Annotated in this window: 24 protein-coding genes, 1 tRNA gene and 1 riboswitch; of the genes, 10 read left to right on the top strand and 15 right to left on the bottom strand. The window is 69.7% G+C overall.

Features of this window, described 5'->3' with window-relative positions; all coding sequences use genetic code 11:
- Positions 1-63 precede the first annotated feature (63 nt).
- The 6 genes from FHS44_RS19750 to FHS44_RS19725 are packed head-to-tail and all read right to left on the bottom strand — an operon-like array spanning position 64 to position 6,819.
- Positions 64-1,476, bottom strand: coding sequence for a serine/threonine-protein kinase (locus FHS44_RS19750; protein WP_184716782.1), 1,413 nt, complete (start codon positions 1,474-1,476; stop codon positions 64-66).
- Positions 1,473-2,930: a peptidoglycan D,D-transpeptidase FtsI family protein gene (locus FHS44_RS19745; RefSeq protein ID WP_184716780.1), complete on the bottom strand. Its 1,458-nt coding sequence runs from the start codon at positions 2,928-2,930 to the stop codon at positions 1,473-1,475. Before FHS44_RS19745 ends, FHS44_RS19750 begins: the two co-directional genes overlap by 4 nt.
- Positions 2,927-4,303: an FtsW/RodA/SpoVE family cell cycle protein gene (locus tag FHS44_RS19740; RefSeq protein WP_184716778.1), complete on the bottom strand. Its 1,377-nt coding sequence runs from the start codon at positions 4,301-4,303 to the stop codon at positions 2,927-2,929. Before FHS44_RS19740 ends, FHS44_RS19745 begins: the two co-directional genes overlap by 4 nt.
- Before the next feature lie 4 nt (positions 4,304-4,307).
- On the bottom strand, positions 4,308-5,597 hold the full coding sequence (locus tag FHS44_RS19735; RefSeq protein WP_184716776.1) for a Stp1/IreP family PP2C-type Ser/Thr phosphatase: 1,290 nt from the start codon (positions 5,595-5,597) through the stop codon (positions 4,308-4,310).
- Positions 5,594-6,061, bottom strand: coding sequence for an FHA domain-containing protein FhaB/FipA (locus FHS44_RS19730; RefSeq protein ID WP_184716774.1), 468 nt, complete (start codon positions 6,059-6,061; stop codon positions 5,594-5,596). The genes FHS44_RS19735 and FHS44_RS19730 overlap by 4 nt, the downstream gene beginning before the upstream one ends.
- Before the next feature lie 17 nt (positions 6,062-6,078).
- Positions 6,079-6,819 (bottom strand): FHA domain-containing protein, encoded by a 741-nt coding sequence (locus tag FHS44_RS19725; protein ID WP_184716759.1) that lies wholly within the window; start codon positions 6,817-6,819, stop codon positions 6,079-6,081.
- Between the two features lie 155 nt (positions 6,820-6,974).
- On the opposite strand from FHS44_RS19725, the gene FHS44_RS19720 reads away from it, so the two are divergent.
- Positions 6,975-7,057: transfer RNA gene (locus tag FHS44_RS19720), tRNA-Leu, on the top strand.
- Between the two features lie 297 nt (positions 7,058-7,354).
- Here the strand turns inward: FHS44_RS19720 and FHS44_RS19715 are convergent.
- Positions 7,355-8,386: a hemolysin family protein gene (locus tag FHS44_RS19715; RefSeq protein ID WP_184716757.1), complete on the bottom strand. Its 1,032-nt coding sequence runs from the start codon at positions 8,384-8,386 to the stop codon at positions 7,355-7,357.
- Positions 8,383-9,828: a hemolysin family protein gene (locus FHS44_RS19710; RefSeq protein ID WP_184716755.1), complete on the bottom strand. Its 1,446-nt coding sequence runs from the start codon at positions 9,826-9,828 to the stop codon at positions 8,383-8,385. The genes FHS44_RS19715 and FHS44_RS19710 overlap by 4 nt, the downstream gene beginning before the upstream one ends.
- A 295-nt stretch (positions 9,829-10,123) precedes the next feature.
- Here FHS44_RS19710 and FHS44_RS42370 point away from each other — a divergent pair, with 295 nt between their 5' ends.
- Positions 10,124-11,359 (top strand): LCP family protein, encoded by a 1,236-nt coding sequence (locus FHS44_RS42370; RefSeq protein ID WP_312863736.1) that lies wholly within the window; start codon positions 10,124-10,126, stop codon positions 11,357-11,359.
- Between the two features lie 3 nt (positions 11,360-11,362).
- Here the strand turns inward: FHS44_RS42370 and FHS44_RS19700 are convergent, their stop codons facing one another.
- Complete coding sequence (locus tag FHS44_RS19700; RefSeq protein WP_184716753.1) at positions 11,363-12,013, bottom strand: GOLPH3/VPS74 family protein; 651 nt, start codon at positions 12,011-12,013, stop codon at positions 11,363-11,365.
- 83 nt (positions 12,014-12,096) lie between these two features.
- On the opposite strand from FHS44_RS19700, the gene FHS44_RS19695 reads away from it, so the two are divergent.
- Together FHS44_RS19695 and FHS44_RS19690 are read left to right on the top strand one after the other, a co-directional pair.
- Entirely contained in the window at positions 12,097-12,702 is a 606-nt protein-coding gene (locus tag FHS44_RS19695) for a TenA family protein (protein WP_184716751.1), read from the top strand.
- Positions 12,703-12,716: 14 nt separating this feature from the next.
- Complete coding sequence (locus FHS44_RS19690; RefSeq protein WP_184716749.1) at positions 12,717-13,598, top strand: Fpg/Nei family DNA glycosylase; 882 nt, start codon at positions 12,717-12,719, stop codon at positions 13,596-13,598.
- Here FHS44_RS19690 and FHS44_RS19685 read toward each other — a convergent pair whose 3' ends face one another.
- Positions 13,599-13,973 (bottom strand): cupin domain-containing protein, encoded by a 375-nt coding sequence (locus FHS44_RS19685; protein WP_184716747.1) that lies wholly within the window; start codon positions 13,971-13,973, stop codon positions 13,599-13,601. It lies immediately after the preceding gene.
- 171 nt (positions 13,974-14,144) lie between these two features.
- On the opposite strand from FHS44_RS19685, the gene FHS44_RS19680 reads away from it, so the two are divergent.
- Together FHS44_RS19680 and FHS44_RS19675 are read left to right on the top strand one after the other, a co-directional pair.
- Positions 14,145-14,468, top strand: coding sequence for a rhodanese-like domain-containing protein (locus FHS44_RS19680; RefSeq protein ID WP_184716745.1), 324 nt, complete (start codon positions 14,145-14,147; stop codon positions 14,466-14,468).
- A 468-nt stretch (positions 14,469-14,936) separates the two neighbouring features.
- Entirely contained in the window at positions 14,937-16,025 is a 1,089-nt protein-coding gene (locus FHS44_RS19675) for an alanine racemase (RefSeq protein WP_184716743.1), read from the top strand.
- A 17-nt stretch (positions 16,026-16,042) separates the two neighbouring features.
- Here the strand turns inward: FHS44_RS19675 and FHS44_RS19670 are convergent, their stop codons facing one another.
- A complete protein-coding gene (locus FHS44_RS19670) occupies positions 16,043-16,396 on the bottom strand; it encodes an RNHCP domain-containing protein (protein ID WP_221461089.1) in 354 nt (117 codons plus the stop codon).
- Positions 16,397-16,741: 345 nt separating this feature from the next.
- Between FHS44_RS19670 and FHS44_RS19665 the strand changes: the two genes are divergently transcribed.
- Together FHS44_RS19665 and FHS44_RS19660 are read left to right on the top strand one after the other, a co-directional pair.
- Positions 16,742-17,578: a hypothetical protein gene (locus tag FHS44_RS19665; protein WP_221461088.1), complete on the top strand. Its 837-nt coding sequence runs from the start codon at positions 16,742-16,744 to the stop codon at positions 17,576-17,578.
- A gap of 60 nt (positions 17,579-17,638) precedes the next feature.
- A riboswitch (TPP riboswitch) is annotated at positions 17,639-17,751 on the top strand.
- Positions 17,740-19,092: a purine-cytosine permease family protein gene (locus FHS44_RS19660; RefSeq protein ID WP_184716739.1), complete on the top strand. Its 1,353-nt coding sequence runs from the start codon at positions 17,740-17,742 to the stop codon at positions 19,090-19,092. It overlaps the preceding riboswitch by 12 nt.
- On the opposite strand, the gene FHS44_RS19655 is transcribed toward FHS44_RS19660, so the two are convergent.
- Positions 19,089-19,664: a methylated-DNA--[protein]-cysteine S-methyltransferase gene (locus FHS44_RS19655; RefSeq protein WP_184716737.1), complete on the bottom strand. Its 576-nt coding sequence runs from the start codon at positions 19,662-19,664 to the stop codon at positions 19,089-19,091. The two genes, FHS44_RS19660 and FHS44_RS19655, sit on opposite strands and share 4 nt — an antisense overlap.
- A 124-nt stretch (positions 19,665-19,788) precedes the next feature.
- On the opposite strand from FHS44_RS19655, the gene FHS44_RS19650 reads away from it, so the two are divergent.
- Both FHS44_RS19650 and FHS44_RS19645 read left to right on the top strand, forming a co-directional pair.
- Complete coding sequence (locus tag FHS44_RS19650; protein ID WP_312863735.1) at positions 19,789-21,660, top strand: sensor histidine kinase; 1,872 nt, start codon at positions 19,789-19,791, stop codon at positions 21,658-21,660.
- A gap of 181 nt (positions 21,661-21,841) precedes the next feature.
- Positions 21,842-22,267 carry an ATP-binding protein gene (locus FHS44_RS19645; RefSeq protein ID WP_312863734.1) on the top strand — a complete coding sequence of 142 codons (426 nt, stop codon included), beginning with the start codon at positions 21,842-21,844 and terminating at the stop codon, positions 22,265-22,267.
- Positions 22,268-22,384: 117 nt separating this feature from the next.
- Here FHS44_RS19645 and FHS44_RS19640 read toward each other — a convergent pair whose 3' ends face one another.
- The 3 genes from FHS44_RS19640 to FHS44_RS19630 all read right to left on the bottom strand — a co-directional run bounded on the left by FHS44_RS19640 (position 22,385) and on the right by FHS44_RS19630 (position 23,577).
- The gene (locus FHS44_RS19640; RefSeq protein WP_184716733.1) at positions 22,385-23,080 is read right to left on the bottom strand and encodes a YidC/Oxa1 family membrane protein insertase; all 696 of its coding nucleotides are present in this window, start codon (positions 23,078-23,080) and stop codon (positions 22,385-22,387) included.
- 81 nt (positions 23,081-23,161) lie between these two features.
- Positions 23,162-23,413: a DUF6412 domain-containing protein gene (locus FHS44_RS19635; protein WP_184716731.1), complete on the bottom strand. Its 252-nt coding sequence runs from the start codon at positions 23,411-23,413 to the stop codon at positions 23,162-23,164.
- Positions 23,410-23,577 carry a hypothetical protein gene (locus FHS44_RS19630; protein WP_184718000.1) on the bottom strand — a complete coding sequence of 56 codons (168 nt, stop codon included), beginning with the start codon at positions 23,575-23,577 and terminating at the stop codon, positions 23,410-23,412. Before FHS44_RS19630 ends, FHS44_RS19635 begins: the two co-directional genes overlap by 4 nt.
- Positions 23,578-23,672: the final 95 nt, after the last annotated feature.

The following is a 23,672-nucleotide window of genomic DNA, read 5'->3' as shown; positions in this document are numbered from 1 at the left end:
CGTTCATCTTGGGTGCCGGTAGCCTCTCGGGCCACCGGTGTCCATCATCGACCCGTTGCCACATCACGTCTCCCCGGTCGGCTCGTTCGTGTCGCCGGTTGTGGGGCTGGTGCTCGGGGTGGGGCTTGACGTTGCCGGCGGGCTGCTGGTGGGCGTCGGGGTCGGGGTGGACGGACTGGGGCTGGGCGATGGTGACTTCGTCGGCCGGACGCTCGGAGAGGCCGATGTGCTTACCGTAGCCGAAGGCGTGGGCGTAGTCCTGACCGACTTCGTAGGCGCCACAGGCGGTCTCGTCCACACGGGCTTCGTCCTGCCCGGCTTGGCCGTCGGGGTTCTGGTCACCGAGGCGCTCGTCGGAATGACCGGTTCCGTCGGGCCGGTGTTGCCCGCGGGGACCGTCGCGTCCCTGACCACCAGGGTGCCGAGCCCGAAGGCGGCGGCGCATCCCGCGACCGCGGCGACGACCATCGTCGTGCGCCGCAACGCCGTACGCCGTCGGGAGACCCGGGTGACCTCGGGCGGAGAGGCGGGGGGAGCGGCGTCGGGCAGGGGCGGGGTGGCCGGAGCGGAGGCGACCTCCCTCGGCCACTCACCCACCGGCTCGGAGCGCCACCCGGCGGGATCGGTGAGCATGGCCAGGTCAGGGGCACTCGACGCGGTGCCCGACGCCACGACGTCGCGCAGCGTCGCCGCTCGCTGGGCCAGCTCGCCCGCGCTCACCGGGCGCAGCTCGGGGTCCTTCTCCAGGCACGCCATCACCAGGTCGCGCACCACGAGCGGCACGCTCAGCGGCAGCGGCGGCGGGGTGGCGTTGATGTGCATGAGCGCGACCGCGACCTGGGTGTCCGCGACGAACGGCGGCCTGCCCGCCAGGCACTCGTAGGCCACCACGCCCAGGGAGTAGATGTCGGTCGCGAAGGTCAGCGGCGCGCCGGAGGCCTGCTCGGGGCTGAGGTACTGGGCGGTGCCCATCACCGTGCCGGTCAGGGTCACCGGCGCCGCCTCAAGCGCCCTGGCGATGCCGAAGTCGGTGATCTTGATCACACCGGCCCCGGTGACCAGCAGGTTGCCCGGTTTGATGTCGCGGTGAATGATCCCCGCGTTGTGCGCGGCCCGCAGCCCCTTGGCGGTCTGGTGGACCACGTCGAGGGTGACCCCGGTCCCCAGGGCGCCGTCGCGGGCAAGGATGGTCGCCAGCGACTCGCCGGGCACCAGCTCCATGACGAGGTAGGCGACGTCCTCCGCCTCGCCGTAGTCGAAGACCTGCGCGATGGCCGGGTCGGCGAGCCGCGCCGCGAACCTGGCCTCCATCCTGAACCGGTCACGGAAGGCCGGATCGGAGGCCACATGGCTGCGCAGCAGCTTGACCGCGACCTCCCGGCCGAGAAGTTCGTCCTTCGCCCGCCAGACCTCACCCATGCCGCCCGTAGCGATCCGCCCGAGCGGGCGGTATCGACCTCCGAGCAGGTCGGTCATCCGCCCAGCACCGCTTCCATCACGCTCTTGGCGATCGGCGCGGCGGTGTGGCCACCGGAGGCGTCGTCACCCGCGCTGCCCGACTCGACGATGAGCGCCAAGGCGATCTTGGGGTCCTCGGCGGGGGCGAAGGAGATGAACCACGCGTGCGGGGCCTTGCCCCTCGCGGTCTCCGCGGTGCCGGTCTTGCCGCCCACGGTCACCCCGGGGATCTGCGCCGCGTTCGCGGTGCCGTTGTTGACGACGCTGACCATCATCTCCTTGAGCTTGGCCGCGTTCTCCTCGCTCATCGCGGTGGACAGCTCGGTGGGGTTGGCCGCGTCGATCTCGCCGCCCTCGGCGTCGGCGATCTTGTTGACGAGGTACGGCTTCATGACCACGCCGTTGTTGGCGATGCCCGCCGCGACCATGGCCATCTGCAGCGGCGTCATCTGGTTGCTGCGCTGGCCGATCGAGGTCTGGGCGAGGGCGGCCTTGTCCTCCTCGGGGCCGATGCCGCTGCCCGCGACGTCCATCGGGATCTTCAGCGGATCGCCGCCGATGCCGAACTTCTCCGCCTGCTCCTTCAGGGCGTCGTAGCCCAGGTTCATCGCGATCTTGGCGAACGGGGTGTTGCAGGAGCGTTCGAGCGCGAAGGTCAGCGTGACCCGGCCGGAGCCGCACGCGGCGCCACCGTAGTTGGGCAGGTCGGCGCTGGTGTTGGGCAGGTCGAGCACCTGCGGGGCGTCCACCTCGGTCTGCGGGGTGACGCTGTCGTCACTTTCGAGGTAGGCCGCCAGGGTGACCACCTTGAAGGTCGAGCCCGGCGGGTAGCTGCGCTCGACCGCCCGGTCGATCACCGGCTTGTCCTCGTTCTTGTCGAGCTTGCCGTAGGCCTTGTTGACCGTGTCCTTGTCCGGGCCGACCAGCGTGTTGGGGTCGTAGGTGGGGACCGAGACCATGGCGAGGATCGCGCCCGTCTTCGGCTCGATCGCGACCAGGGCGCCCTTCTTGCCGCTGGCGCTCAGCGCCCGGTAGGCCGCCTCCTGCGCCTTGGGGTTGATCGTCAGATCGACGCTGGCGCCCTTGGTCCGCTCTCCCGAGATCAGGTCGAGGCCGCGCCGGACCAGCAGGTCGGGGCTGGAGCCGTTGAGCAGCTTGTTCTCCGCGGCCTCCATGTCGCGCTCGCTCTCCGGGGCGAAGAACCCGGTGATGGGCGCGTAGACCTTGCCGCCCGGGTAGCGCCGCTGGAAGCGGAACTGGTTGTCGCCGGTGTCCACGGACTCGGCGAGCACCTTGTCGCCCGCGGTGATCCGGCCCCGCTCGACCTCGTAGCGGGCGTAGAAGTTGCGGACGTTGCGCGAGTCGGAGCGCAGCCCGTCGGCCCGTACGGCCTGCAGGTAGTTCACGTTGATCATGAGCAGGGCGAACATCACCAGGCAGGCCACGGCAACGCGCTTGAGGGGAGCGTTCATCGCTGGAACACCTGCGTCATTCCTTCGTCCTGGATGGCCTGGGGCGGGGGCTTCCTGGCACTGTCCGACATGCGTACCAGCAACGCGATAAGGATCCAGTTAGCCAGCAGCGCCGAACCGCCCTGGGACATGAAGGGCGTGACCAGGCCGGTCAACGGGATCAGGTTGGTCACGCCGCCGACGATGATGAAGACCTGCCAGGCCAGGATGAACGACAGACCGCCCGCCAGCAGCTTGGAGAACGGGTCGCGGGCCGCGATCGAGGTGCGCAGGCCGCGCTCGACGATCAGCGCGTAGACCATCAGCAGCGCCATCAGGCCGGTCAGCCCGAGCTCCTCGCCGGTGGCGGGGAAGATGAAGTCGGAGAAGGCCAGCGGAATCAGCTTGGGATGCCCCTGACCGAGGCCGGTGCCGATGACGCCGCCCTGCCCCATCGCGAACAGGCCCTGCAGGAGCTGGAAGCTGCCGCCGACCTTGTCGTAGAGGGCGGGGTCCTGGGGGTGGAGGTAGACGGTGAAGCGGTCCTGCACGTGGCTGAAGATCATCCCCGCCAGGATCGCGCCGCCGACGAAGAGCAGGATGCCGATCAGCACCCACGAGGTGCGCTGGGTGGCGATGTAGAGCATCGCGATGAACGTGCCGAAGATCAGCAGCGAGGAGCCGAGGTCCTTCTGCACCACCAGCACGGCCAGGCTGAAGCCCCAGGTGATGAGGACCGGGCCGAGGTCGCGGGCTCGGGGCAGGTCGATGAACAGCAGCCGCCGCCCGGCCAGTGCCAGCACGTCGCGCTTGGCGACGAGGTAGCCGGCGAAGAAGACGACCAGCGCGAGCTTGGCGAACTCGGCGGGCTGCAGGCTGGCGCCGCCGATGCCGATCCAGATGCGGGCGCCGTTGATCTCCTTACCGAGGAACGGCGTGAGCGGGGAGACCAGCAGGATCAGGCCCACCGCTCCCGCGGTGTAGGTCAGGCGCTGCAGCGCGCGGTGGTCGCGCAGCACGATCAGCGTCACGGAGAACAGCACGACCCCGGCGCCGGTCCAGACGAGCTGGTTGGTCGCCGAGGCACCGCCCATCTTCGCCTGCTCCAGGCGGTAGATCATCACCAGGCCGAGCCCGTTGACCAGGGTCACCAGCGGCAGGATCAGCGGGTCGGCCCAGGGGGCGAACTTCGCCAGCACGAGGTAGGCGGCCAGCATGAACCCGCCGAGGCCGAGGCCGTAGGTGAGCATGCCCGCGGGGACCCGGCCGTCGATGGCCAGGCCCACGTTGGCGTACGCGCCCATCACGATCACGATCGCGAAGGCGAGCATCACCAACTGGGCCACCCGCCGTTTGGCGGGCAGGGGGACGAGCTCGGCGCTTGGGGTGCTCATATATCTACTTTGTCGCGTCCGGGGTGGGGGTGCTGCTCTTGCCGGTCGCCTTCGGGGTCGGCTCGGCCTTCTGCGGGGTCGCGGAGGACTTCAGTTCCGCGATCTTCTTCAGACCGGCGTCGACGTTGGCTACGGGGATGCCGTCGAGCACCTGGCCCCGCTGGAACGCGCCAAGGGCTGAGACCGACTCCGTGGTGCTCCGGGCGACGTCGAAGAGTTCGAACGGACCGAGATTGGTCTTCACGCCCTGGAAAACCACGATCTCGTCACCTTTCGCTCCCACGAAATATTGATCTTCCAGCCATTGTGTCCCGAAATACCACCCTAGGCTGCCGCCGACGAGGACGACGCCGCCGACCGAGACCAGAAGTGGCCACAGGCGGCGGCGTTTCGCCGGTCGCGCCGCGGCCCTGGCGACCGGTTCGTCGAACGCGTCGTCGGTGATGACCGGCTGCGGCATGGTGACGGCGCTGGCGCGGCCCGCGGGGGTGTCCGGCGTCGGGGAGGAGGACTGCCTAGTCGATCCTGCGGCGCCGACGACGGCCGCCTCGACGGGCAGGGCGGTCCCCTCGTCCACGTCGAGCACGTCGGCGAGCACGCAGGTGATGTTGTCGGGGCCACCTCCCCGGTTGGCCAGGTCGATGAGCGCGCGGACCGCCGCCTCGGGGTCGTCGATCGTGGAGAGCGTCTGGTGCATCGTCTCCGCGGTCACCACCCCGGACAGGCCGTCGGAGCACAACAGGTAGCGGTCGCCGATCTGGGCCTCGCGCAGGGACAGGTCGGGCTCGACCTCGCCGCTGCCGTCGAGTGCCCGCAGCAGGATCGACCGCTGTGGGTGGGTGGCCGCCTCCTCCTGCGTGATCCGGCCGTCGTCGACCAGCGACTGCACGAGGGTGTGGTCGTGGGTGATCTGGTACAGCTCGCCGGAGCGCAGCAGGTAGGCGCGCGAGTCACCCACGTGGACCAGGGCCACCCTCGTGCCCGACCACAGCATGGCGGTCAGTGTTGTGCCCATGCCCTTGAGGCTGGGATCGCTGCCGACCATCTGGTGGAGCCTGCGGTTGGCGTCCCTGACCGCCGCCTCGATGGCGCCGAGCAGGTCGACACCCTGGGTGTCCTCGTCGAGGGAGGACATCGCGGCGATGGCGACCGAGCTGGCCACCTCGCCGTGCGCGTGGCCGCCCATGCCGTCGGCGACGGCGAGCAGTCGGCCGCTTGCGTACGCCGAGTCCTCGTTGCCTTCACGCAGGAGGCCGACGTCCGAGCGGGCGGCGTAACGGAGTGCGATGGTCATTTGCGCAATTCGATGACGGTCTTACCGATGCGGATCGGAACACCGAGCGGCACCGGAGTCGGACGGGTGACTTTGGAACGGTCGAGGTATGTTCCGTTGGTAGAGCCGAGATCTTCCACGATCCACTGACCGTCCTGGGGGAAGAGCCGGGCGTGCCGGCTGGAGGCGTAGTCGTCGCTGACCACCAGTGTGGCGTCGGTCGCCCTGCCGATGGTGATCGGCGTCTCCGACAGGGTGATGGTCGTGCCCTGCAGGGGGCCGCCGGTGACGACCATCTGCCGGGGCTCCCCCTTCCTGGGTTTGGCGACGGGCTTGACGGCCTTTGGGGCCTTGCGCGGGGGGATCGGCGCACCGGCGCGTGATCCGAACAAGTCTGTCCGGATCACACCTACCGCGGCGATCACGAAGAACCACAGCACCGCCAGGAACGCGAGGCGGATCAGTAGCAGCGTGAGCTCGGACATGAACCGTCTGTTTACCTTTAATCGCGCCGGAAAACCAGAGTCGTTCGCCCCAACGTCACGCGAGTGCCGTTCTGGAGCTCGACCCGGCGGACCGGCTGGCCGTTGACGAAGGTGCCGTTCGTCGAGCCCAGATCGACGAGCACGACCTGCGGCCCCTCCACCCGGAGCTCGGCGTGGTGGCGGGAGACCCCGGGATCGACCAGTCGAAGATCGCAGTCGGTTCCCCTGCCCAGCAGGGTCACCGGGGTCGTCAGATCGAAGGAGCGCTGCCCCTGCGGGTCGTCCTGGGTCGAGACCAGCAGACGGGGACGCCCGTCGAAGGCGTGGGAGCGCGCGGGAGGCACGTCGCTCACCGGCTGGCGGATCTCGTCCTGCTCGACGGTCGCCCCGCGGATCACTCCGGAGCGGATGCGGAACAGGCCGACGGCCAGGTCCTCGGCCGTCTCGAACCGGACCCGTACGGGGCCGACGAAGGAGTAACCCTGTTCCTTGGCGTACTCCCTTGCGAGGTTGGCGAGCTCGTGGCTGATGCTGTCGGCGTAGACCTCCAGGCGTTCGCTGTCGGTCATCGACAGCTCGACCACGAAGTCGTTCGGCACGAGGGTCCTGCCCTGCGCGACGATCGCCGCCCGTTCGTCCATCTCCCGCTGGACCGCGCTGGCCACCTCGACCGGCTGAAGGTCGGATTTGAATGCCCGCGCAAAGGCCCCCTCAACCAGACCTTCGAGCCTCCGCTCGAAGCGCTGAAGGACTCCCACCGGGTCCCTCCCTTCTTCCGTCTATGTAGGTCACGGCCGCCCGGGGCTGTTCCTCGCTCTCTCGCGCCCCAGCTGCTCCGCTCGCGTCTAGGAGGATCGTATCCGGGTTCGTGGGTATCGGCTGATCCGTGCTAGTGTTTCAGCGCACCCAACAAGGGCGGGTGGCGGAACGGCAGACGCGCACGGTTCAGGTCCGTGTGTCCGAAAGGACGTGAGGGTTCAAATCCCTCCTCGCCCACTCGATCAAGACCCCGGTCGCGAAAGCACCGGGGTTTTTGCGTTGTCTCTGGGGCGCGCTCGCGCATCGGGGTCCGTCCGTGGAGGGTGGCGGTTACGGGCTGATCGGTGATCAAACTAGTCGTTCGCTCCCTCGTGGAGAAGACCCGGATGTCGGTTCGACGGCAAGGTGTAGCAGTCCACCCTTACTGGCCGCTTTCGTCTCACTTACACGAGCCGGTACGGCAGGCCTGATTACGCTGACAGAGAAACGGGCCGGTGAGAGGACATCTCCCACCGGCCCGCGTCTTCCGAAGATCTACCGGGTGGCCAGGACCCGCATGTCCAGCAGTTCGCCGAGCAGGTCGGTGAGGCTGACCATGCCGACCACCCTGTCTTCCTCGACCACCAGCCCCACGTGGGCGTGGGCCTCCTGCAGGGCTGAGACCGCCTCGGGGATCGTGGTGTCCCGGCCCAGGAGAGGCACCGGGCGGGCCAGCTCGGCGGGGGAGGCGTCGGGGCGGACCAGGGCGTCCCTGACGTGCAGCACGCCGAGGACCTCGCCGGGCCGTTCCGAGGTGACCAGCAGGCGCAGGTGACCGCTCTGCGCGGCGACCGCGCGGGCCTGCTCGCCAGTCGCGTCCCCGGCGACGCTCGCCACCCGCGCCAGGGGCAGCGCCAGCCGTTCGATGGGCTGCTGGTGCACCCGCAGGGCCCGGGTGAGCAGGTCGTGCTCGGCGCGGTCGAGCAGGCCCATCCGGCCCGACTCACCGACCAGCATCGCGAGCTGGACCGGGGTCCTGGTAGTCGCCAGCTCGTCCCTCGGGCGCACGCCGAACAGGCCGAGCACCCCGTTGGTCAGTCCGTTGAGCCCGGCCAGCACCGGGCGGACCACCCGGGTGAAGGCCCGGAACGGCAGGGCGAGGCCCATCGCCGCGACCTCGGGGTGGGTCAGCGCCCACGACTTGGGGGCCATCTCGCCGACCACCATGTGCAGGAAGGTGATCACCGCGAGCGCGATCACCAGCGCGATGGGCACCCGCAGCGACTCGGGCACGCCGACCGCCCCGAAGACCGGTTCGAGCAGGTGCTCGACGGCGGGCTCGGTCACCATGCCCAGACCCAGGGAGCACAGCGTGATGCCGAGCTGCGCCCCGGCGAGCATCAGGGAGAGCTCCCTGCCTCCTCGTACGGCGGCGCGGGCGGCCAGGCGGGTCAGCCTGCCACCCCTGCCCGCGAGCTCCTCCAGGCGGTGTCTGCGGGCCGAGATGACCGCGAACTCGGCGGCCACGAAGAAGGCGTTGCCGATCAACAGTGCGACGCCCAGCAGCAGGGCTCCGGTCGTGCTCATCGGCCGTTCACCGCCTGCCTGTGTCCGTTCTGCCGGGAGGCGGGCACGGGGAGCTGGAGCTCGTCCGTGGACTCGTCATGATCCTCGGGAGGGCCGGTGCGCTCGGCCACCGGGAAGGCCAGCCGTACCCACTCGGGGACCCTGCGGTGGACGGACAGGACGGTGAGGGTGGCCTCGGCCTCCTGCTCGCCGTCGTCGTCGAGCGGGTCGCTCTCCAGGGTCAGGGTGACGGTGACCTGGTCGCCGGGCTCGGCCATCCTGCCCAGGGTGGCCAGGACCAGGCCCGCGACGGTGTCGTAGTCGTCGCTCTCGGGCAGCGAGAGCCTGGTGGCGCGCTCGATCTCGTCGAGTCTGAGCGTGCCGGGCAGGTCCCAGGTGCTGTCGTCGTTGGCGACGACCCCCGCGGGCTCCGGGTCGTTCTCGTCGACCAGCTCGCCGACCAGTTCCTCGGCGAGGTCCTCGACGGTGACGACGCCGGCGAGCCCGCCGTACTCGTCGATGACGCACGCCAGGTCGTCCATGGCGGCGCGCATGCGTTCGAGCACGATCGGCAGCGGCAGCGAGTCGGGGACCAGCAGGGCCGGGCGGGTGATCCGCTCGATCGGGCCCTCGGTCACGCCGGACCTCAGCAGCTCGCGGACCCCGGTGACCCCGGCGACCTCCTCGCCGTTGTCGTGCCGCAGCACCGGGTAGCGGGAGTGGCCGTACTCGGCGACGGCGTCAAGCAGGTCCGAGACGGGACGCTCGGCGCGCAGCAGCACCACCCTGGGGCGCGGCACCATGACGTCCTCCGCGGTGCGGTCGCCGAACTCCAGCGCCCGTTCGAGCAGCTCGGAAAGGCCAGGGGGCAGGTCGCCCGAGGTCGCCGACTCGGAGATGATCCGCGAGAGCTCCTCGGGGCTCGCGCCGTGCTCTATCTCCTCGACCGGTTCGACACCGACCCGGCGCAGCAGGCCGGTGGCGGCGGAGTCGAACAGCCGGATCACCGGCCCGGCGATCCTGAGGTAGACGAGCGTCGAGCGGGCGAGGAACTTGGCGACGGGCTCGGGCCGCGCGATGCCGAGGTTCTTCGGGGCGAGTTCGCCGAACACCATCTGGATGATGGTCGCCACGGCCACGGCCAGCGCGATCGACAGGCCGGGCACCGCCGCGGAGGGCACCCCGGCCCCTTCGAGCGGGGGGCGCAGCACGGTGGCGATGGCGGGCTCGGATATGAAACCGACGAGCAGCGCGGTGACGGTGATGCCGAGCTGGGCGCCGGAGAGCATGAACGACAGGCGCCCCGTCACCGTGAGCGCGCGTTCCGCCGCGGCGTCGCCGGCGTCGGCCTGCTCACGCAGAACGCCCCGGTCGGCGGCGACGAAGGCGAACTCCTGGGCGACGAAGTAACCGGTCGCGAGAGTGAGGAGCAGTACGGCCAGCAGGCCGAGAACCGTGTTCACCGGGTGCTTCCCCCGGCTGGGTCAGTGGTTCCCGTGCGTTCGCACGGGCAGGTACTCCACGGGTCCGAAGTGGACACGATCTTCCTTTCGAGCAGCGGTCGTCCTCTACGGTAACGATCCACCTGGGGGTCGATGTTTCCGGATGGGCCGACGATCACATAGTTGGTTGACAACCACCCCTTTATGTACTTTTCCATAGCGAAAGCTTGAGCACACGCCTACGTGCGCCGGAACCACGACGTAGCGTCGATAATGACGGTCTCATCGTGAGTTCGAGAGGCGGCGGGAATACCACGTGGGTGACTGGACCGAAGACGACGACCGCACCCGTGCCCTGCGGCCGCCGACGCCGGGTCCCGCGTCGCCGCGAGCAGCGGGCCAGCCCGCCTATCCGGCGCAGGGTTCCTCCAGGAATGCTCCCGGCGGGGAGCCACGGGCGACCTCCAGGGTGTACGGCAAGCCGCGACAGGGTTCCGGCGCGGTGAGGCCCCTGCAGCCCGCCCCGGGCGGCCCGGGTGGGCCACCACCGCCACCCCCCGGTTCGGGGAACAACGTCCCGAGGCGCTCCTGGCGGCCGAAGCGGCCGGGCAGGCTGGCCGTACGGATCCTGGTCGGGTTGCTCGTGGTGGTGCTGGTGGTCGCGATCGGCGGCTACTTCATGATCAACTCGCGGTTGAAGCGGGTGGACGCGCTCGGTGACTACGAGGGCCGTCCCGCCGACACCCCCGGCACCAACTGGCTGCTGGTCGGCTCCGACAGCCGCGCCGGCCTGACCAAGGCCCAGCGCAAGAAGTTCGCCACAGGCTCGGCAGTCGGGCGCAGGACCGACACGATGATGCTCCTGCACATCCCGGCGACCGGCGACCGTCCCACCCTGGTCAGCCTCCCGCGTGACTCCTACGTGCCGATCGACGGCCATGGCCGGGGCAAGCTGAACGCGGCCTACGCCTTCGAGGGCGGCCAGAAGCTGCTGCCCAAGACCGTCGAGCAGGTGACGGGCATCAGGATCGACCACTACATGGAGATCGGCTTCGGCGGCTTCGTGGGCATCGTGGACGCCATCGGCGGAGTCGAGATCGACGTCAAGCAGGACATCAAGGACCGCAAGGCCGGGATCAACCTGAAGAAGGGCCGCCAGGTGCTGGACGGCGGGACGGCCCTCGGCTACGTGCGTACCCGCGCGACCGGCGCCATCCCCGACTTCGAGCGGACCCAGCGCCAGCGGCAGTTCTTCTCCGCCGTGGTGAAGAAGGCGGCGAGCCCCGGTGTGCTGCTCAACCCCTTCACCTCCATCCCGCTCGCCCTCAGCGCTGCGGACTCGGTCGAGGTCGGCGAGGAGACCGGCACCTTCGACCTGCTCTCCCTGGGCCTGGCGATGGGCGACAACCCGATCACGACAGTCGTCCCCGTCGGCTCCCTGCCGACCATCGACGGCCAGGCCGTGGTCCAGTGGGACCGGGCCAAGGCGCTGCGCATGTTCAAGGCCCTCGCCGAGGACAAGCCGGTCCCTCAGGACGTTCTGGGCAAATAGCCCTCAGCCGGTGCCGGCCGTGGCGGCGACACTCGCCGCCACGACCGCGCCGACCACGGCGGCGTTGACGGCCGCGATGCTCTTGGCCACCGCGTCGGCCGCCCAGCTGCCCTCGGTGATCTCCTTGATCCGCGCCTTGTCCGCCCCGGGGAAGGCCTTGCGGTCGATCTTCGCGGCGTGCAGTACGGCGATCAGCACCGCGGAGCGCTCGTCGGGCTCGGCCCCGGTCAGCACGCCGCCGATCCGCTCCCTGATCTCCTGCTCGATCTGGGGATCGCGCTCCGGGTAGCGCGTGCTGGGGAAGATGCCCAGGATCTTGCGCCGCCGCTCGTCGAGCACGCCCCGCTCGGCCAGGCCGGACAGCAGCCGCCTGCGCAGCCCGGAGGAGTACAGCTTGCGCACCCACCAGTCGGGCTTGCGCTGCCTGGTCTCGGCGGCGATCAGGGCCAGCGTCGCGTCGAGCTCCCGCTCGCCGAGCGGCGTGGGGTCGAGGACGGCGACCTTCTTGTTCGTGAGGTCGATGCGACCGCTGACGGCCAGCTCCGCCAGGAGGGAGCCGCCGAGGGCGGCGTCGAGTTCGGTCGAGCCGATCAGTTGCCTGCCCTCGGCCTCGTCGTAGGCGAGCAGCAGGATCTCCTCAGCGATGGTCGTCATGCCCAAAATCCTATGCCGCGCAGGTTTTCATGCTGCGGGGCCGTACCAGGCGAGATGGGGTGAACTGCGATAATGCTCGACTTATGAGCGTTTCCGAGGAACTGCACGCCATTGGCCGTCCTCTCGTGGACGTCCAGCTCGCCCATCCGACGGTGGTGGGGATCGCCAGGGGAGACCTGCCGGAACCGGTGTTCCGGTCGTGGCTCGAACAGGACTACCTGTTCCTGCTCGACTACGTGCGGGTCTTCTCCCGGCTGGCCTGGCAGGCCCCCGACGACCACCTGGGCGTCCTGGTCGATCTGGCCCACGCCACCCTCCACGAGGAGCTGGACCTGCACCGCTCGCTGTCGGCGGGCTTCGGCGCCGACCTGGGCGGGGTGAAGAAGGGACCGGCCTGCGCGGCCTACACCACGTTCCTGCTGGAGTCGGCCGCCGACTACGCCGACGGGCTGGCCGCGCTCTACCCCTGCATGTGGGGCTACTCGACGCTCGGCAAGGCCTTGGCGGCCGACGCCCCCGCCGAGTCCCGCTACCGGCCCTGGATCGACACCTACGCCGACCCCGGCTTTGCCGAACTCGCCGGACGCGTCGCCACGATGATCGACGAGACCGTCACCGACCCCGCAAGGGCAGCGCGCTTCTTCACCGAGGGCATGCGCCACGAGATCGCCTTCTGGGATGTGTTGTGAATTAGCCTGGGGGCATGCCAGAGCTTCCCGAGGTGGAGTCGCTCGCTGAGTTCCTGCGCGGGCACGCGGTCGGCAGGAAGGTCGGGGCCGTCGAGGTCTACGGCTTCCAGGCGCTGAAGACCGTCGATCCTCCGGTCACCGCCCTGGCCGGGCGCACGGTGACCGGGGTGACCAGGCACGGCAAGTTCATCGACCTCGACTGCGACGGGCTCCACCTCGTCACGCATCTGGCCCGCGCGGGCTGGTTGCGCTGGCATGACGACCTCTCCCGTGCCAGGGCGGTCAGGCCGGGCAAGGGCCCCCTGGCGCTGCGGGTACGGCTGGCGCCGTACGAGACGGGGGAGCAGGAGCCGGGCTTCGAGCTGACCGAGGCGGGCACGCAGAAGCGGCTGGCCGTCTACGTCGTGCGCGACCCCGGTGAGGTGCCGGGGATCGCCGCGCTCGGCCCCGACCCGCTGTCCGACGGCTTCACCGCCGAGGTCCTCGGCGGCATCCTGAACGGCAGCCGCGCCCAGATCAAGGGGCTGCTCCGCGACCAGAAGGTGATCGCGGGCATCGGCAACGCCTATTCGGACGAGGTCCTGCACGCGGCGCGGACCTCTCCCTTCAAGGTCGCGGGAAGCCTGACGGACGAGCAGGTCACCGCCCTCCACGAGGCCATCGTCACGACCCTGCGCACCGCGCTCGACCGGGCCCGTGGGCTGGCGGCCAAGGACCTCAAGGCCGAGAAGAAGTCCGGCCTCCGGGTGCACGGCAGGACCGGCGAGCCCTGTGCGGAGTGCGGAGACACGATCAGGGAGGTCTCCTTCGCCGACTCCTCCCTGCAGTACTGCCCGACCTGTCAGACGGGCGGCAAGCCGCTGGCCGACCGCCGCATGTCACGCCTGCTCAAGTGATCACTGGGCCCACGGGGGCAGGATGGTCTTCCCGCCGAGGGAGGCGGTGATCCCGGCCGAGGTGCAGACGGTGCCGGTGGCCCGCTCGGTCTGGGAGGGGTTGCGCAGCGCGAACGGGGTGTTCGGGGAGACGATCAGCGCGTCCCCCTCCCCGGCCACGTGCTCGACGCCGCCGAGGACGGCCACAACCCGCCCCGAGGTGACGACGAACACCTCCTCGCGATCGACGGTGTGCTCGGGCCCCGAGGCGCCGGGGCTCATGTCGAAGGCCCAGACGGCGAGCTCGGACGAGCCTCGTGAGGGTACGGCCAGCGAGCGCGTGGTGGTGTCGCCGTTGGCGAAGACGGGGGCGTCCGCCAGGTTCGCGACGGTCATGGTTCCTCCATTGGTAAACCAGGTTGTCTTTTCTTGGGTAGAAGGTAAACCAGGTTGTCCATTTCGTCAAAGGTTGCTCTGCGGAGTCGAATGGTGGCCGCTTGTGGACGAGTCGGGGGCTGCTGGGGCACTTTGCGCCACATCGGTCGGCGGACTTGGAACAATGGGTGCATGAGTGTTCCTGAGATCGAAGCGCAGGCCGTGCCGGACGACGCGTTCCTGCTTGACGTGCGTGAGCTCGACGAGTGGCAGGCGGGGCACGCCCCGACGGCCGTCCACATCCCGCTTGGCGAGCTGCAGGCCCGGGTCGAGGAGGTTCCGCAGGACGCGCCCGTCTACGTGGTGTGCAGGGTCGGCGGCCGCTCGGCGCACGCCGCCGCCTGGCTCAACCGCATCGGCCGGGAGGCGATCAACGTCGGCGGCGGCATGCAGTCCTGGAACTTCGCGGGCCGCCCCATGGTCAGCGAGAGCGGCGCCACCCCGTTCGTGGCCTGACCCCTCACGTCGTACACACAGCGACGGCCGCGCTGAACCGGCCCTTTCATCCCCTCCGAACGCGCCGTCACCGAGCATCCTCAGGACCTCTCAGGTGACCACCAGCGCGACCTCCCCGGCGCGGGCCCGCACCCCCCGCGCCCCCCAACTCCCTGCGCTTGCGGCCTTCCGGCTCTCTCATCGCCCTGTCAGGGGTATGTCTGAAATGCCCAAGTCAATGAAAGTGATGATTTTGGGCCACATTCGCTGATGGATCCGCAGGTCACCGAGGGTGCTCCCCGCGCGTGCGGGGATGGTCCCCCACGCCGGACGCTGCGTCGTGGCCACGAGGGGTGCTCCCCGCGCGTGCGGGGATGGTTCCGTGCCGATTGGTCGTACGGCTGTCGCGCCGAGTGTCCGGCCGGGCGGTGGAAGATCTTCTACGATTTGATCAACAACGTCACCGCCGCCGGGCCGATCGGAGATCCCATGGACGCAGCGACCATACGGGCTCACGAACTCGCGGAGGCCGGGAGGCTGCCCGCCTTCGTCTACGACCTGGCCGCGCTGGACGAGCACGCGGCGGCCGTCCGCGACGCGTTGGGCGACGTCGAGCTGTACTACGCGGCCAAGGCCAATCCCGACCCCGAACTGTTGCGGGTGCTGGCCCGGCACGTGGACGGCGTCGAGGTCGCCTCGGGCGGTGAGCTCGCGCACGTGCTCGGGGTGCTTCCCGAGGTCCCGATCGCCTTCGGCGGACCCGGCAAGACCGACGCCGAACTGGCCGCGGCCCTGGACGCCAAGGTGGCCCGGCTGCACGTGGAGAGCCCCGGTGAACTGCGCCGTCTGATCGCCACGGGCCGGGAGGCCGACATCCTGCTCCGGGTCAATCTCGCCGTCTCACTCGGTGACGTGGCCCTGGCCATGGGCGGCGGCGCGACCCCCTTCGGCATGGACCCCGACGACGTCGCCGTCTGCCTGGACCTGCTGGACCAGCAGGGTGCGGTACGGCTTCGCGGCGTCCACGCGCACCTGGCCAGCGGCCTGGACGCCGAACGCATGCTCCAGCTCAACGAGCAAGTCCTCGACTACGCCCGCTCCCTGGGCGTGACCGAGATCAACCTCGGGGGCGGCATGGCCGTCTCCTACGCCGATCCCGACGACCGTTTCGACTGGGCCGCCTACGGCAAGGGCCTGGCCGGGCTGCGCCGCTCCGGTGAGACGCTCAGGATCGAGCCTGGCCGGTCGGTCTCGGTCTACTGCGGGCGGTACGCCACCCAGGTCATCGACGTCAAACGGGTCCACGGCCGCCTGTTCGCCGTCGTCGCGGGAGGCACCCACCACATCCGCACCCCCGCGACCAAGGGCCACAGCCAGCCCGTTATTCCGGGCGTCCCCGGAGAGCCGATCACGATCGGCGGCCAGCTATGCACCCCCAAGGACCAACTGGCCGAGAACGTACCGATCGCCCTGGAACCCGGGAAGGTGGTGGAGTTCGCCATGGCCGGTGCCTACGCCTGGAACATCTCCCACCATGACTTCCTGATGCACCCCCACCCCGAGTTCCACTACGTCTGACCGTACGGCGGGGCGTCTCAGAGCCGGGCGAAGTAGTCCAGGGGGAAGGGTGGACGGGCCAGCGGGGCGACGGCCAGACGCATCAGGGTCAGGGGGTTGTCGTCACCGGCGACGCGGTTGGCGTCGAGGGTGCCGCATGCCGTACAGCGGTGAATGATCGCCCATTCGCCGTCCTGGCGCGCGTGGATGGCGATCGGCGCCATGCCCGAGGCGCAGTCGGCGGCCCTGTCACCCGGGGTGCGGTCGAGGTGCCTGGACCACAGGCAGGTGGGGCAGTGGTTGCGGTGCGCGGTGCCCGGCGCGTCGGTGGACACGTCGAGGCGGCAGTTGACGCAGCGGAAAGAACTGACACGAGCGCGATGGCGTGGCAACGGAGGAACTCCAGACGGGATGGGTGGCGAATCGGCTGACCGTGCCGTCGCGACCCACGCGGGATCACCCCCGCCGAAGCCTCCGGTGGGGATGATGACCCGATCGAGGGCGCACGACGGCGTCCTCGGTGCCCGCGGGCATGAAACATCCCCCCTCATCTGCGTCTGCTCGGGGCCAGTCAAACAACCCTCTCGTGCGGGAAGCAACCGGTTTAATCCTCATTGGGCGCGAATCTGGCTGATCCCGGCTCGACGCGTAAGAAACCTGAGGCCAACCGGGCTGAGAGGGTCGCCTGTCCGGACGCGTGCCAACGGCCGAACCGAAACGACTGAAGGAGCGCCATCGTGACACCCGAGACCGGCCTCGACGGGTGGGATGCCGCGCTGGCCGGTGCCTTCGACATCCTGCTCGGCGGGAAGCCGGTCACCGACCCCACCGCCGGATACGGGGTCTACTACGCCTCGGACTCCCTCGACGAGTTCCTGTTCCCGAACCCCTGGGCCACTCCTGAAACGCTGTCGGATCGGAAGCCGAGGTTCCTTCCGGATTCGGATGGTGAGTACCCCTTCTCCCCCTGGACGTGGCGGTTCGACCTGAGTGGGTCGCTGTTCCACTTCGACGCCGATCTCCTGGCGGGAACGGGGCCGTGGGGCGCTGACGGGCACAAGGGTCCCCGGCCGTTCGACGACGCCTTCGTCGCCGACCTGCGGACCTTCTCCCCAGCCGGAGAAGCCGGGCTGGTACGCGGCGCGGAGCTGGGGCCGCTCCTGGGCCGACACGGCGTCGACCTGACCGACAAGGCGTCCAAGAAACTGAACACCTGGCTGACCGTGCTGCTGCGCGTCGCCACCGACGGCACCCTCACCGACGCGATGCGGGCCGCCACGTTCACCGAGCGTGGCCCCGAACACCTGGTGCCGATCCACGACAGGTCCGCCGACGAGCCCTGGGAGGAGAGGCTGGGCGCGGTCACGCACCCCGCGCTTCGCGACCATCTCCGCATGCTCTGCCTCTCCGAGCGTGACGCGCGCAGCGAGGGCGGCTTCTACTACGGCACCGGCCACTGGCCGTGGAGCGATCTCCTGGAAGCGGTCGGCTGCTCCCTCGTCGCGGGCTGGGGGTTCGGCGAGTCCCAGGCCGGTGTCGCCGTCGTGCGGCTGCCAGCCGAACCAGGGAAGTAGCCGGGAGCGGACAAATAGTGCATCATTGGGGCGCGAACTGGGGTGATCCCGGTTCGGCACGTAAACAGACGCGGGAGCTTGGGGCAACCAGGCTGAGAGGGCGACTACGGCTGTCGCCGACCGCATGAACCTGTCCGGGTAATGCCGGCGTAGGGAGCGTCATGACGTCTGACGTCATCAATTCCAAGCATGCCGAGGCCCCCCTCACCCTCGACCAGGCACCTCCGAAGACCCTCGGCACGCTCGACCAGGGAGCGTTCTGGGCCAACCTGGGCGTCAGCCTGCTCGGCTTCTCCTTCGCGCTCTTCCTGATCAACCCGTTGGGTGACGACAACCCGCTCACGCTCGGCGCCGCGCTGCTCGCGGCCCTGGTCGGCAGCCTCATCGGCACCGCGATGGTCGGTCTGGCCGCGGTGCCGGGAGTGCAGACGGGGCAGCCCGCGATGGTGCTGCTGCGCGGCCTGTTCGGGGTGCGGCTGTCCTACGTCCCGACCGTGCTCAACGTCATCCAGATGATCGGCTGGGGAGCGTTCGAGCTGTGGGTCGTCGCGATGGGCGCCCAGGCGATCTTCGGGCCCTCGGTCCCCTACGCGGTCTGGGCAATCGCGGCGGGGGTGCTGACGACGGCGCTGACCATCTACCCGCTGGGAGCCATCCGGCTGCTCAGGCGCTTCGTCACGATCGGCGTGGTCGTCTCCGTCGTCTGGTTCGCGGTGGTCTTCCTGCGTGAGACCCCCGCGCAGAGCGGCGGTTCCTGGGACTCCTTCGCCGCCGCTGTCGACTTCGTGGTCGCCCTCTCGGTCTCCTGGGTGCCGGTCGCGGCGGACTACGCCAGGCACTCGCGGTCGAGCCGGGCCGCCTTCACCGGCATCGTCGGCGGCTACACCATCGCCCAGGTCGCCTGTCTGGCCGTCGGCGTCTACGCGGTCGCGCTCGCCGGGCACGGCGTGGTCGCGGGCGACCCGACCGCGGTGTTCGGACCGTTCGTCGCGGCCCCGCTGGGCGCGCTGTTCTTCGGAATCCTCGTGCTGCGCGAGACCGACCAGTCGTTCGCGAACGTCTACTCGACCGCGATGTCTTTGCAGAACCTGATGCCGAGGATCGACCGCCGTGTCTTCTCGGTGGCCGTCGGCGTGCTGACCACGGGCATCGCCCTGGTCGTGGACGTCAACTCCTACGGCGCCTTCCTCAGCATCATCGGCGCGGTGTTCGTGCCGATGTTCGGCGTGCTGGCCGTCGACTACTTCCTGCTGGGCAGGGGCAGGAACTGGGACATCTCAGAGAACGCGCCCTCCCGTCTGGTCATGGTCCTGCCGTGGGCGCTCGGCTTCGTCACCTGGTGGATGCTCGCGGCGCCCTCGCAGGTCTCCTGGTGGGCGGCGGTCTGGGACGGCGCCAGGCAGGCTGTCGGGTTCGTCCCGCAGCCCTGGATGAGCGCCGCCGTCGGTGCCTTCCTGGTCTCCGGCCTGGTCACCCTGGCCATCGGCGCGCTGCGGCGCCGTACGAAAAGCTAGAGGCGGGCGGTGCTCTCCACGCGTAGGAGACGTTCCTTGGCGGTCGCGCCTCCGGCGTAGCCGCCGAGGACGGCCTCGCTCTCGACCACGCGGTGGCAGGGCACGATCACGCAGACCGGGTTGCTGCCCAGCGCGTTGCCGACCGCGCGCAGCGCGCGGGGCCTGCCGATCCGCTCGGCGATCTCGCGGTAGGTGGTCACCGTTCCGTACGGCACGGCCAACATCATCTGCAGCACGGTCCTGGCGAAGGAGGTCGCGAGCTGCAGGTCCACGGTGATCGTGAAGGCGCGGAGCCTGCCGGAGAAGTAGGCGTCGAGCTCCCTGCGGACCGGGTCGAGCCTTCGGGGATCGGGACCGATGAAGGAGCCGATCTCCCTGCTGACGCGTTCGAAGACGACGTTCTCGTCCTCGTAGCTGCACGCGACGACGCCCCGGTGTGTCGCCGCGAGCGTCAGCCGTCCTACGGGCCCGTCGAGGGTGCCGAACGCGATGTCCGGGTGGGTGGCGCCCACGTAGGTGGGTGAGGTCACCCGCAGCAGGGCGTCGAGATCGCTGGCTGACCCGGATGCCATGGCCCCACCCTTCCGTGTCCAGGCGTGTGGTCACCGCAGCGTATCGGACGGATCGTCCCAACGAGTGTCAGCACATGCGGACGAAGTGCCAAGATCAGGCCAGTTGACACGGCACTATGGTCCTGTGGGTGACGACAGGGCCGAAAGCGACGAGGGGATCGGCCGCGCGATCGTCGCCAGTGCCCCGAATGCGATAGTCGTTCTGGACCGCGACCAGGCGGTCCTGGCGTGGAATCCCGCCGCGGAACGTCTCTTCGGCTGGCCTGCCGAGGAGATGCTCGGACGCAGGCCCCCGCTGGTGCCGGGGGAGCTGACGGCCGAGCACAACGCGGTGCTCGAACGGGTGCGCACCGGCGGCCAGGTCTCGCTGCGAACCAAGCGCTTCCGCAGGGACGGCAGTCTGCTGGACGTACGGCTCGACACCAGCGCGCTGCGCTCTGAGACGGGCGCGTTGCTGGGCTACACCAGCGTCTACCACCTGGTCCAGGACGACGAGAGCGCCCAGGAGCGGGCGGTCCGCAGGGCCAGGCTCGTGCGCAGGCTCACCGACGTGGTCGCCGACATCAACGCCGAGCGGGAGCTGCCCGCCGTGCTCGACAGGATCGCGGCCAGCCTCACCGAGCTGACCGGGGCCGACGCGGGCGGGTTCGTGCTCATCGAGGGCGACAGGCTCCGCCTCGTGGCCAGTCACCGGCTGCCCGAGTCGCTGCGTGACTCGACCGCGCACATGCGCACGAGCCTGGTCGGCAAGCTGCTGCGCACCGGCAGGACCGTGATGTTGGAGACGGGCGACCAGGGGCGTCTCGACGAGCTGATCTGGTCGCAGCTGCCCGGTCTGCACACGATCGCGCTCGGCCTGGCCATGGCGGGCGGCAGGCCGTACGGCGCGCTGTATGCCCTGTTCGCCAAGCACAAGGCGGGTTACGTCGAGCTTGAGCTGCTCGAACTGCTGGCCGGGCACGCGGGCATCGCGGTCGGCAACGCGATGGCCTACCAGGAGGCCGTACGGCAGCGCGCCCACCAGCGGGCGGTCTTCGACGCCAGCGCCGACGGCATCGCCGTGCTTGACGGGCAGGGCAGGGTCGTCCAGTGGAACCCCGCGGCGGCCGAGCTGACCGGGTTCGCCGCGATCGACGTGGTCGGGGGGCCGCCGCCGTTCGAGCTGCCGGGGCCGGGGGACAAGCTCACGCTGCAGCTTCCCTCAGGGACCTGGCTCGACGTGCTCAGCGCGGAGATCGTCGAGACGGGCGAGGTGGTCGTCGACTTCCGCGACGTCACGGGGGCCAAGGAGCTTGAGGAGGCCAAGGACCTCTTCCTGGCCACGACCAGTCACGAGCTGCGCACCCCGATCACCGTGGTGCAGGGCTTCGCCGGGACGCTCGCCGCCCGCTGGGACGGCATGACCGACCAGGAGCGTCGTTCCGCGGTGCACATCATCGCCGAGCGGGCGCGTTCCCTCGGCAAGCTGATGGACAACCTGCTGCTCGGTTCCCGGGCGGGGGCGGGTGAGCTGCCCCTGAAGATCGAGGGAATCGACCTCGGAAGGCTGGTCAGGGCGGCGACGCTTGGTCTGCCTGATCTGTCTGATGTGCATCGAGTTGAGGTGAATGTCCCGGAAAACCTGCCCCCGGTGTCCGGAGACGCCATCGCCACCGATATCGTGCTGGGCCAGTTGTTGGAGAACGCGTTCAAATATTCACCGGACGGTGGCCTGATCAGGGTCGAGGCTTGGACCGACGGTGACTGGGTGGTGGTGGTAGTGGACGACGAGGGTGTGGGCATAACGCCCACGAGCCGGGAGCGGATCTTCGATCGCTTCGTCCAGGGAGACAGTGGCGACCGCCGCCGGTTCGGCGGTGTCGGCCTCGGGCTCTACATCGTCCGCAGCCTCGCCCGCGCCCAGGGCGGAGAGGTCTCGGCCCATCCCCGTCCCGGAGGCGGCACCCGGATGCGGCTGGCGCTGCGCATTGCCGACACGCCGGGCGCCCTTACCTGACCGACACGCACTCCCGGTAACAGGCCGGTAACGGATGAGCTGATCTATTGTCGAATGTGCACAAGCTGTAATTGCCGCTCGGTTTCTAAGACCAACTAACGGGGCATTTCGGTCGTACTGGGGTGTGGTTCCTCAGGGGGAACAGGGATACGGGGAGGTGAGTGCGTCGAGCGTCGTTCTGTTGCCGTATGCACCGTCCAGCGTCGCTGTCGCACGCCAACGCCTCTGCTCTGACCTGCAGGAATGGGGGGTCTACGAGACCGCTATCGACGACGCGGTCCTCGTGGTGAGCGAGCTGCTGAGCAACGCGCTCAGGCACGCGCATCCGTTGCCGTCCGGTCAGATCAGAGTGGCATGGCGCTGGGCCGACGAGCACGTGGAAGTAGCGGTGAGTGACGGCGGTGCCGCCACGGAACCGAGGGCGGGGCGCCCGACACTCTCCTCTCTGGGGGGCCGGGGGCTCGGCATCGTCGAATATCTGGCCACCAGCTGGGGGGTCAGGCACGAAGGGGAGATCACCACGGTCTGGGCGGTCGTCACGGCGGCCGACACCGTGGGTAACGGAAAGGTCTCCGTCCCCGAACCCGCCTTGCGCGAGTGCGGGTAGGGCGCGTCCCGCCTCACGGGGAAAATGAGGCGGGGCACGACCGGCCATTTCTTTGCCGACGGCGCCGACTTCACCGGTGCCCGGCCTTCGTCATCACCCTCGGTGACGACCCACGGATCACACCGCCGCGGACGCGGCGCGGTACAGCACCGCCCGCTCGGCCGCGGTCCACGCCGTCGTGACCAGCAGATAGATCCCCGCCGCGAGCGGAAGCACGGCCGCGGCCAGGACCGTCATGAACGGCAGCAGCGGCATCACCCGGCGCAGCATCCCGGAGCCGGGACCCTCGACCGGCGTCAGCCGCATCCGCCGCGAGGTGACGGCCGCGACGGCCGCCAGCAGCAGGAAGAGGCAGGCGAAGACCAGCGTCGGCCCGCTGATCAGCCCGAACCCGGCGACAGTCCCGGCGAGGTGCTGGCCGAGCTGTACGCCGAACAGACCGTGGGTGAGCAGCGCGTTCGCGTGGCCCGCGATCGTCGGGGAGACGAAGACCCGGTAGACGACCATGAGGACCGGCAACTGCGCCAGGGCGGGCAGGAAGCCGCCGAAGGGTGAGACCCCCTCCGCGGTGTACAGGGCGCTCGTCTCCTTGTAGAGCCGCGCGGGGTCCTTCCCGTGCCGCCTACGCAGTTCGGCGAGCTTCGGTGCCAGCGCCGCCTGGGCCCTGGCGCCCCTGGCCTGCATGACGCCGAACGGCAGGAGCACCAACCTGACGCAGACGGTGAAGACGACGATGGCCAGGGCGGCCGAGCCCAGGGGCTGGGCGAGGAGGTCGATGAGGTGGGCGGTGAACCCGATGACGGAGTCGAACATGAACAGAGCCCTTCTGACTGGGATCCCCGCGACAGGCAGGGAGGGAAACAGCACAGAAGGCGCCCGCGCTCCGGACGTCTGTTACGCGGGCGCCGGGCCCGCTGAGGGTGCTCTCGGCCGGGACATCCCGGCTCGGTCGGGGTCGCGCTGGCGGACGAACACGAGTCGTCCCGCCCTCTCCCGCATGGAGAGGGTGAAGTGCCCGCCCGGCTCGGCGGCGACGGGGACCCCGCGCAGGGCCCAGGCGAGCAGGAACACGCCAAGACCGATGACGGCGGCCGCCGTCACGGCGCCGCCGCCACCGTCGAGGAGCCAGGCGAGCAGCAGGGTCACTTGGACGACTTGCTCACGATCGTGACCGCGGCGACCACGATGAGGGCCACAACGCCCAGCACGAGGACGAACTTCAGCAGCCCGAACAGGGCCGGGATGACGATCGCGAAGACCAGGTAGAGCGCGAGAAGGGCGCCCACGACGCCCAGGACGGTACGAACCATGCCAGCAACCGTATGTTCCACGAAGGTCGGACGTGCGTGGCGAACCATAACGATCTCATCCTTACGGAGTGGTGACGGAGTGTGGCGATCATGGG

This window comes from Streptosporangium saharense (assembly GCF_014203715.1).
Lineage (GTDB): Bacteria > Actinomycetota > Actinomycetes > Streptosporangiales > Streptosporangiaceae > Streptosporangium > Streptosporangium saharense.
The sequence above is the reverse complement of the archived record's forward strand: the minus strand, read 5'-3'. Positions and strand labels throughout refer to the sequence as shown.

Bases quoted from the DNA above. Each gene is read 5' to 3' on its own strand.
- FHS44_RS19750 (WP_184716782.1), bottom strand. From the start codon at position 1,476: ATGACCGACCTGCTCGGAGGTCGATACCGCCCGCTCGGGCGGATCGCT.
- FHS44_RS19745 (WP_184716780.1), bottom strand. From the start codon at position 2,930: ATGAACGCTCCCCTCAAGCGCGTTGCCGTGGCCTGCCTGGTGATGTTC.
- FHS44_RS19740 (WP_184716778.1), bottom strand. From the start codon at position 4,303: ATGAGCACCCCAAGCGCCGAGCTCGTCCCCCTGCCCGCCAAACGGCGG.
- FHS44_RS19735 (WP_184716776.1), bottom strand. From the start codon at position 5,597: ATGACCATCGCACTCCGTTACGCCGCCCGCTCGGACGTCGGCCTCCTG.
- FHS44_RS19730 (WP_184716774.1), bottom strand. From the start codon at position 6,061: ATGTCCGAGCTCACGCTGCTACTGATCCGCCTCGCGTTCCTGGCGGTG.
- FHS44_RS19715 (WP_184716757.1), bottom strand. From the start codon at position 8,386: ATGAGCACGACCGGAGCCCTGCTGCTGGGCGTCGCACTGTTGATCGGC.
- FHS44_RS19700 (WP_184716753.1), bottom strand. From the start codon at position 12,013: ATGACGACCATCGCTGAGGAGATCCTGCTGCTCGCCTACGACGAGGCC.
- FHS44_RS19695 (WP_184716751.1), top strand. From the start codon at position 12,097: ATGAGCGTTTCCGAGGAACTGCACGCCATTGGCCGTCCTCTCGTGGAC.
- FHS44_RS19690 (WP_184716749.1), top strand. From the start codon at position 12,717: ATGCCAGAGCTTCCCGAGGTGGAGTCGCTCGCTGAGTTCCTGCGCGGG.
- FHS44_RS19685 (WP_184716747.1), bottom strand. From the start codon at position 13,973: ATGACCGTCGCGAACCTGGCGGACGCCCCCGTCTTCGCCAACGGCGAC.
- FHS44_RS19680 (WP_184716745.1), top strand. From the start codon at position 14,145: ATGAGTGTTCCTGAGATCGAAGCGCAGGCCGTGCCGGACGACGCGTTC.
- FHS44_RS19675 (WP_184716743.1), top strand. From the start codon at position 14,937: ATGGACGCAGCGACCATACGGGCTCACGAACTCGCGGAGGCCGGGAGG.
- FHS44_RS19660 (WP_184716739.1), top strand. From the start codon at position 17,740: ATGACGTCTGACGTCATCAATTCCAAGCATGCCGAGGCCCCCCTCACC.
- FHS44_RS19655 (WP_184716737.1), bottom strand. From the start codon at position 19,664: ATGGCATCCGGGTCAGCCAGCGATCTCGACGCCCTGCTGCGGGTGACC.
- FHS44_RS19640 (WP_184716733.1), bottom strand. From the start codon at position 23,080: ATGTTCGACTCCGTCATCGGGTTCACCGCCCACCTCATCGACCTCCTC.
- FHS44_RS19630 (WP_184718000.1), bottom strand. From the start codon at position 23,577: ATGGTTCGTACCGTCCTGGGCGTCGTGGGCGCCCTTCTCGCGCTCTAC.